This window comes from Streptomyces sp. ISL-11, from assembly GCF_018614525.1.
Taxonomy (GTDB): Bacteria; Actinomycetota; Actinomycetes; order Streptomycetales; family Streptomycetaceae; genus Streptomyces.
Map to the genome: position 1 here is coordinate 1 of NZ_JAGGOL010000161.1, position 7,751 is coordinate 7,751.

Here is a 7,751-nt window from a genome sequence, read left to right on the forward strand (position 1 = left end):
GGGTGGCCGGGCAGCACCCATCCGGCGGCGCCGTGCACGGTGGTCCGGCCGGGGCCGGCCAGCAGGCGGGCCCAGGAGCCGAGCGCGTCGCGGGTGGGCAGCAGGACGGGCACGGGGAGGGCGCCGGGTGCGGGGGGCGGGCCGTAGCCGTCGGGGTGGAAGCCGGGCGGGCCGCCGGTGGTGGGGTCGCGTACGAGCAGTCCGGCGTCGGCGGGCAGGGCGGTGCGCGGCCACAGGCGGGGCGGCAGGGGCTGGACGACGGCCAGTGGTGCGGTCAGCGACCAGTGGTGGAGCAGCCGCTGGGCCCGCCCCTCCTGCCACAGGGGGCCCACGCAGTCGCTGATGACGAGGGTCAGGGAGCGGCCGGTGGGGTCCCGGAACTGGTCCGCGGGGCGCGGCCGGCGGGCGCGGCCGGCCACGGCGGAGGTGCCGACGAGGGGGGCGCCGTCGTCGCCCCGGTGGAGATAGCGCACCTGGACGTCGCGGAAGACGCCCAACTGGGCGCAGACCTGGCGTAATTCCTCCCGCATCCGTTCCCAGACGACCATGGACGGCGAGACGTCCATCAGCAATTGCATGGCGGCCGGCCGTGCCTCGCCGCGGTGGTAGAGGGGGCGCAGGACGCCGGTGCGGGCGGCCTGGTCGGCGGTGGCGTCCTCGTCCAGGGGGCCGGGGGGCGGCGCGGCGAGGGAGCGATAGCCGCGCAGGGGGCGCAGGGCGCGCTGGAGGTCGAGGAGTCCGGGCAGGGACGCGGCCATGGGCACGCGTATGGGGAACGCGCCCGCTTCCCGTGCCCGCGCGGTGGACTGCCGGCCGCCGTCGGCGTGCAGCGCCACGGGGCCGGAGCGCTCGGCATGGCGCACCGCCGTCCGGCCGTCAGGGGCGTCGGACGGTACGGACCCGGTCCCGCCGTCCGCGGCCTGCGGCCGGGAGGTCTCGGGCCGTGTCCCGCCGGCCCGTTCGGCGGGCTCGGCGGTGGGGGCGGCCTCCGGGGTGACCCACGACGCCAGCCACACCGCGTCGGCGATCTCCTCGGGGGTGAGGTCCCACGCCGCGGCCCGCAGGCGGGCGATCAGTTGCCCCAGCCGCCGGTCGGGGGGCGCCGTCATACCTCATCACCTCGGACGGTCCAGTGGCTGCATGAGCATGTCGGCGAGCCGTTCTCGGGTGACCCGCTCGGCGCGGGGTGCGTGCTGGGTGAGGAAGAGGGCGTTCAGGAGCTGGTCGGCGGCGATGACCTCGCCGGGCTCGCGGTCCAGGAACCGCTGGATGAGCGCCTCGCCCTCGGTCACGGCCTCGTCCCCGAGGTGGGCTCTGACCATGGCGGTCAGCTGTTCCTCGCCCGGCGCCTCCAGGTCGAGCTGGATGCAGCGGCGCAGGAGGGCGGCGGGGAAGTCGCGTTCGCCGTTGGAGGTGAGGACGATCAGCGGGAAGGTCGTGCAGCGCACCCGGCCGCCGTGGATCACGGCCCGGCCGCCGTCGTCGGTGAGGACCTCGACCTCGGGCTCGCGGTCGGCGATGCGCTCCAGCTCCAGCAGCGTGAACTCGCCTTCCTCCAGGGCGTTGAGCAGGTCGTTGGGCAGGTCGAGGTCGCCCTTGTCCAGCTCGTCGACGAGCAGCACCCGGGGCCGGCCGGCGGGCAGCAGGGCCGTGCCGAGGGGGCCGAGGCGCACGTACGAGCCGATGGAGTGCCGCCCGGACTCCCCGGTCCCGCCCGCCCGTTCCAGCTGGACGTCCTGGAGGCGGGCGATGGCGTCGTAGTGGTAGAGGCCGTCGCGGAGGGTGGAGCGGCTGACGATGGGCCAGCGCAGCACCCGGCCCAGGCCCAGCTCGTGGGCGACGGCGTGGGCCAGGGTGGACTTGCCGGTGCCGGGATTGCCGGTGACCAGCAGCGGGCGGCGGAGGTAGAGGGCGGCGTTGACGGCCTCCACCTCGTCGGGGCGCGGGTGGTGGTTGGCCACGAGCCGGCGCAGCACACCGAGCCGGCGGGCGGCGCTGGGGTCGGTGCCGGCGCCGGCGTCGGGCCCCGACGCGGCGAAGTCCCGCCAGGGCGGGGGCGGCGGCAGGCGCCGTATCCCGTCGTGCGGCAGACCGGCTCCCCGGTAGATGCGCCAATCGTTCACACTGGGCTCCTCATAGCTGGTGCTGACACCTTGAGGTCGGCTGTGCCCGGGCACCCCGCGCTCCGCGACGGCGACGGTCTCGGCTCGACGGTACCGGCACGGGCCCGGCCTGCCGAGACCGTCCGCCGTCCACCGGCACGCACTTGACGTCGCGTCAACTCCGCGTTCACGGCCGGACTCCGGGGGCGTGCAGGGCCGCGTCGGGCAGCGGCGGGTGGTCCGGCGAGTCGAAGAGCAGGGCGATCGAGCGCGCCCACAGGGCGTCGGGATCGGGATGGCCGGGGTCGTCGCAGCGGATCCGGAGGTTGCGGATGCGCCGGTGGAGGCCGGCCGCGGTCCCGGCCTGGCTCACCAGATGTGACACGTGCCGGTGAAAATCGGCGCAATCGGCATGCCCGGTGGCGCATCTGCGCCAGATGACGACGGCGTGCCCGGCCGCCAGGGCGGCCTCCATCGCCGTGGCACCGGGCCCGCTCGCCACGGGACCGCAGTAGACGGGCACGGCGGCGTCGTCGGCGTCCGACAGCCGCCCGTACGCGAGGTGTCCGCTCTCGCGCCCCGGCCCGTCGTGGCCGCGCTCGGGGGCCTCGCGGCGCAGCGGCACGGCGCTCAGCGGCCCCCGGGACGTGCCGTTCCAGCGCCGCCGCCACTCGGGGATGGCCGGGTGGTCGCGGCGCCACCGGTCGCGCAGCACGACCACGCGGCGCTGGCCGAGGGGCAGGGTGTCGGGGTCCAGGAGGGGGGTGCCGTCCTCGGCGGTGCACGGCGGGGAGAGCCGCCAGGAGTCGAGCGGCTCGTCGAACAGCTCGCGCGGCAGGACCACTTCGACGGCCGCGAGGTGCTCGCCGACGTCGCCCTGCCGCACGGCCTCGGCGATCGGTTCCAGCAGCGTCTCGCGCAGCCGCGCCCGCGGCACGCCCCGGTCGTCGCCGCGCAGGGTGACGAGGTCGTCCTCGCGCAGCAGCTTGACGCGCCAGGGGTAGCTGTCGCCGTACAGCAGGGGGTCTATCTCGACGAGGACGTCGGCGCGGGCGCGGACGGCGGGCACGGCCGGCTCGACCTTCCGGCGCGCGGGCTTGCGCAGCTCGACCGTGCCGGGCGGAGTGAGCGCGCGCGGCCCGTCGGGGCGGTCCGCGCCGCCGTGCAGGATCTGGGCGATCTCCTCGCGGATGACCGGCTGGATGGGCTCCTCGCGGCCGGTCAGCCAGCCGCTCAGCTCCCGCAGCGGCTTCTCGTCCTCCGGCCGGCCCAGCAGGCTGACGGCCGCGGCCACCCGCGCCGCGTAGAGCAGCACCGCCTCCAGCTCCAGGTCCCGCTCCGGTGCCCGCCCGTCGCCGTCGCGCAGGTCGTAGAGCAGGCCCACCCCTTCGCGCCAGGTGCGCGGGTCGTGCTCGGTCCCGGGCTGGTACGGATCCTGGATCATGCGGCGCTTGACGGCGTCGACCAGGGCCATGACCTCGCCGGGCGTGGCGGGCTGGGTCAGCTCCGCGAGCCGGGCGAAGAGGTGGGTGCGCAGGACGGGCGAGAAGGCGCCGGCGCCGGGCGGCCGCAGGGCGTGCTGGACGCCGGTCCAGCTGCCGCCGGTGCCGACGGTGCGGTAGCGGCGCAGGTGGTGCAGGTCGTGGGCGGTGACGAGGGAGTGCAGCCGGTCGCGGCCGGGCCGGTCGTTGGCCACCCGGCGCAGGGCGGTGACGGGCACCGCGAGGCCGGCCGTGTCCTGGCCGCGGCCCTTGCACACGCCGATGACGGCGCCACGGGCCACGTCCACGACGGGCCCGCCGGAGGAGCCGGCCACGGGTATCTCGCCGCGCAGCAGCATGGCGCTGCCGTCGCTCCCGTCGCTGCCGGTGGCCAGGCCCATGCCGAAGCGCAGGGCCAGTTCGCCGGTCTCCCGCGACCAGCCGTGCAGGCTGATGCGGGCGGGCACGACGGCCGAACGGTCGCTGAGCCACAGGCACTCGACGTCCTCGGCGCCCGGCACCTCCACCAGCGCCAGGTCGGGCAGCCCCCAGCGGCGCGGTGGCCGGCCGGGGTCGCCGGGGGCGGGCAGGACGAGGGCGACGCGGCCGGGCGCGGTGTGCTCGCGCCAGTCGGTGACGTCGATGGCCGTCTCGCCGCCGAGCACGCCACCACCCCCGTTCCCGACGACGTGGGCGCAGGTGAGGACCCATCCGGGAGCGATGAAGAAGCCACTGCCCCAGAACCGGTCGCCGCTGGGGTCATACCCGCCGCCGGGCGCGGAGATGCGTACGACGGCCCGGCGTACGGTCCCCTCCAGGGCGCTCAAGGAGCGCCGGGGGTGGTGGCGGGCCCCGGGGCGGCCGGCGGTACCGCCCCGCGCTCCGCCTCCGACCAGGTCAGCGACACCGTGATCGACGCCTTGCCCGAGCCGTCGGCGAGGAGGCTGATCACCTGCCCCGACTTCGCGGACAGCTCAATGCCGAACTCGACCTTGACCTCCTGCGGTGCCGCCGCCGCGAAGCCGGTGCGGAGCGAGCCGACCACGCCCCGTACGACATCGGAGAGGCCGCTCGCCAGGTCCGCGACGCGGCGTGCGGCACCGGCGGCGCTGGAGTCCTCGTATCCCCCGCCGCCGTCGTCGGGCCGTGCCAGTTCGTGCGCTTCCGAGATCCGCGCCCAGACGACCGTGCCGTCGTCGAGCCGGACCCGCGTGATGCCGTCGGCCACGGGCCACCCCCCTGCTCCCCGCTCGCGCGTTGGGGCAGCAGGCTAGTCCCCGGACCGGACGGGCGCGAGAGGCTGTGGCCACGGCCCGCCTATCCTGGGCGGTATGTCCCGCACCGCCGGCGCTCCCGGCCGGTGCCGCGACTGCTGTCCCGCGACCACGCCCGACCATCCCTGACGGAGAACACGTTGTACTTCACCGACCGCGGCATCGAGGAACTGGAGAACCGGCGAGGCGAGGAGGAGGTCTCGCTCGGCTGGGTGGCCGAGCAGCTGCGCACCTTCGTCGACCTGAACCCGGACTTCGAGGTGCCGGTGGAGCGGCTGGCGACGTGGCTGGCCCGCCTGGACGACGAGGACGACGACGAGTAGCCGCGGCGGTCACCGGCGGCCGGGGCGGCGGGGGTTCTTGGTCTCCGCGCCGTGGGCGAAGCCGCCCGCGTCGTCGGCGTCGCGGTGCGGCCCGCTCTGCCGCTCCAGCCGCGGCAGGACCCGGCGGAGGTCGTCCAGGAGCATGTCGGCCAAGTCGTGGCTGAAGCCGTTGCGGACCACGACGCGCAGCACCGCCAGGTCGGTGCGGTGTTCGGGGAAGGTGTAGGCGGGCACCAGCCAGCCCCGCTCGCGCAGGGCGGCCGAGACGTCGAAGACGGTGTAGCGGTCGATGCCCTCGCGCACGCGGAACGCGAAGACCGGGGTCTCGCTGCCGTCGGTGATCAGCTCGAACGGGCCGAGTGCGGCGATCTCCCGGGCGAGCCGGGTGGCGACGTCCCGGCAGGTCCGCTGCACCCGGCGGTAGCCGTCGAAGCCCAGCCGGAGGAAGTTGTAGTACTGGGCGATGACCTGGGCGCCGGGGCGGGAGAAGTTCAGGGCGAAGGTGGCCATGTCGCCGCCGAGGTAGTTGACGTGGAAGACGAGCTCCTCCGGCAGCGCCTCCGCGTCCCGCCACAGCGCCCAGCCGACCCCCGGCATCACCAGGCCGAACTTGTGCCCCGAGGTGTTGACCGACGCGACCCGCGGCAGCCGGAAGTCCCACACGAGGCCGGGGTCGAGGAAGGGGGCGATCATCGCGCCCGAGGCCCCGTCCACATGGACCGGCACGTCCAGACCGGTCCGGGCCTGGAGTTCGTCCAGGGCACCGGCGATCGCGGCGACGGGTTCGTAGCTGCCGTCGAAGGTGGAGCCGAGGACGGCCACCACCCCGATGGTGTTCTCGTCGCACAGCTCCGCCGCCGCCTCGGGGCTGAGGTGGTACCGGTCGCCCTCCATGGGCACGTAGCGCGGCTCGACCTCGAAGTACTCGGCGAACTTCTCCCAGCAGACCTGTACGTTGACGCCCATCACGAGGTTGGGACGGCCGGCCGGTTTTCCCTCGGCGCGGCGCCGCCACTGCCAGCGGCGCTTGAGCGCCAGGCCGCCGAGCATCGCCGCCTCGCTCGACCCGGTGGTCGAACAGCCCACGGCCCGGTGGGGGTCCTCGGCGTGCCACAGGCCCGCGAGCATGCGCACGCACCGCGTCTCCAGTTCGGCGGTGCGCGGGTACTCGTCCTTGTCGATCATGTTCTTCTCGGCGCACTCGGCCATCAGGCTCAGCGCCTGCGGCTCCGCCCAGGTGGAGACGAACGTCGCCAGGTTCAGGCGCGCGTTGCCGTCGAGCATCAGCTCGTCGTGGACGATCTGATAGGCGGTGTCCGGCCGCATCTCCCCGTCCGGCATCGTGTAGCGCGGTACCCGCAGGGGTTCCCTGCTGAAGACCGGGTTGACGTCCAGGTCCTGGCGGGTGCGGCCGTGGGGACGCGGGTGGTGCGACGTCATCGTGGGGGTGTCCTCTCCTGGCCGCGCGGACGGATCCGTACGAACGCGTTCGCGGTGACCTTCCGTAAGTGCCATACGGCGGCCGCCGGCGCCCGTCGCGACACGCGGCATACGGGGGTCACGGCGGGTCGGGCCGGAGGGAGCAGGCCGGGAGCGGGTCAGAAGGAGCGCCAGCGCGCCAGCGCGAAGGAGAACAGCCCGAAGAGCATCAGCCCCACCGCGACCGCGGTCAGGAGCCAGGGGCCCGCCGGGGTCCCGGCGAAGGTGCGGAGCGTGTCGTCCAGGCCCTTGGCCTGTCCCGGGTCGTAGGCGACGGCCGCTTGGAGGGCGAAACCGCCCGCCGCGGCGAACACGAGGCCCCGGCTGACCCCGCCCCCGACGCCGAGGACGTCGACGGCCCTGTTCGCGGCCGGTGCCGGGCGGGCCGGAAGGTGCTCGCGGTAGGTGCGCAGGGCCGCCCTGACGGCGATCACGAGGCCGGTGACCGCCACGGCGCCTCCCGCCCCGGCCACCAGCCACTGCCCGCCCGGCCAGTCCAGGACCCGGGCGGTGGCGTCCCGCGAGCGCTCGTCCGTCGAGCCGGCGCCGCTGCCCCGCTCGCCGGCCGCGAAGGCGAGCACGGAGCCGGCGATCACCGCGTAGAAGGCGCAGCGCGCGGCCGACAGCAGGCGCTTGGCGGCCTTGGGGCCCTGGGGGCCGGCCGAGCCGAAGACCGCCTCCGACAGGCGCCACAGCGCCATGCCGATCAGCCCGATGCCGACCGCCCAGACCAGGAACCGGCCGAAGGGCTGCTCGGCGAGCGCCTGGACCGCTCCGCCCCGGTCGGCCTCCTCGTCGTCGTCGACGAGGGCGATGCGCAGGGCGAGGACGCCGATGAGGACGTAGAGCACTCCGCGTGCCACGAGCCCCGCCCGTGCGGCGACGGCCGCGCCGGCTCCGCACACTGATTCCGTGTCACCGCTGCCCGGCCACCGTCTCATCGCGTCGCGCCGCCCTTCACGTCAGGCCCCGCCGCTCGGGGAGGTCCGCGCCGCCGCCGTGGAGGCGGCTGCCGGTATCCGCTTACCGTTCCTCATCAGTGAGCAGGAGTGAGTCTTGGACCCATTCCTGGTCACTGCGGACATCCCGAAC

Annotated in this window: 7 protein-coding genes; 1 reads left to right on the forward strand and 6 read right to left on the reverse strand. The window is 75.3% G+C overall.

Going from position 1 to position 7,751, the window contains the following annotated elements; translation table 11 throughout:
* The 4 genes from J7E86_RS26835 to J7E86_RS26850 all read right to left on the reverse strand — a co-directional run.
* Positions 1 to 1,109: SAV_2336 N-terminal domain-related protein (locus J7E86_RS26835; protein ID WP_285439773.1), on the reverse strand; the 1,109-nt coding region annotated here is incomplete at its 3' end.
* Between the two features lie 6 nt (positions 1,110 to 1,115).
* The gene (locus tag J7E86_RS26840) at positions 1,116 to 2,123 is read right to left on the reverse strand and encodes a MoxR family ATPase (RefSeq protein WP_215085126.1); all 1,008 of its coding nucleotides are present in this window, start codon (positions 2,121 to 2,123) and stop codon (positions 1,116 to 1,118) included.
* Between the two features lie 166 nt (positions 2,124 to 2,289).
* Positions 2,290 to 4,410, reverse strand: coding sequence for a trypsin-like peptidase domain-containing protein (locus J7E86_RS26845; protein ID WP_215085127.1), 2,121 nt, complete (start codon positions 4,408 to 4,410; stop codon positions 2,290 to 2,292).
* Positions 4,407 to 4,811 (reverse strand): CU044_2847 family protein, encoded by a 405-nt coding sequence (locus J7E86_RS26850; protein ID WP_215085130.1) that lies wholly within the window; start codon positions 4,809 to 4,811, stop codon positions 4,407 to 4,409. Before J7E86_RS26850 ends, J7E86_RS26845 begins: the two co-directional genes overlap by 4 nt.
* Before the next feature lie 186 nt (positions 4,812 to 4,997).
* Between J7E86_RS26850 and J7E86_RS26855 the strand changes: the two genes are divergently transcribed.
* Positions 4,998 to 5,180, forward strand: coding sequence for a DUF6104 family protein (locus tag J7E86_RS26855; RefSeq protein ID WP_215085132.1), 183 nt, complete (start codon positions 4,998 to 5,000; stop codon positions 5,178 to 5,180).
* 9 nt (positions 5,181 to 5,189) lie between these two features.
* Here the strand turns inward: J7E86_RS26855 and J7E86_RS26860 are convergent, their stop codons facing one another.
* On the reverse strand, positions 5,190 to 6,620 hold the full coding sequence (locus J7E86_RS26860) for a glutamate decarboxylase (protein ID WP_215085134.1): 1,431 nt from the start codon (positions 6,618 to 6,620) through the stop codon (positions 5,190 to 5,192).
* A 158-nt stretch (positions 6,621 to 6,778) separates the two neighbouring features.
* Entirely contained in the window at positions 6,779 to 7,600 is an 822-nt protein-coding gene (locus tag J7E86_RS26865; RefSeq protein ID WP_215085136.1) for a DUF1206 domain-containing protein, read from the reverse strand.
* Between the last annotated feature and the right edge of the window lie 151 nt (positions 7,601 to 7,751).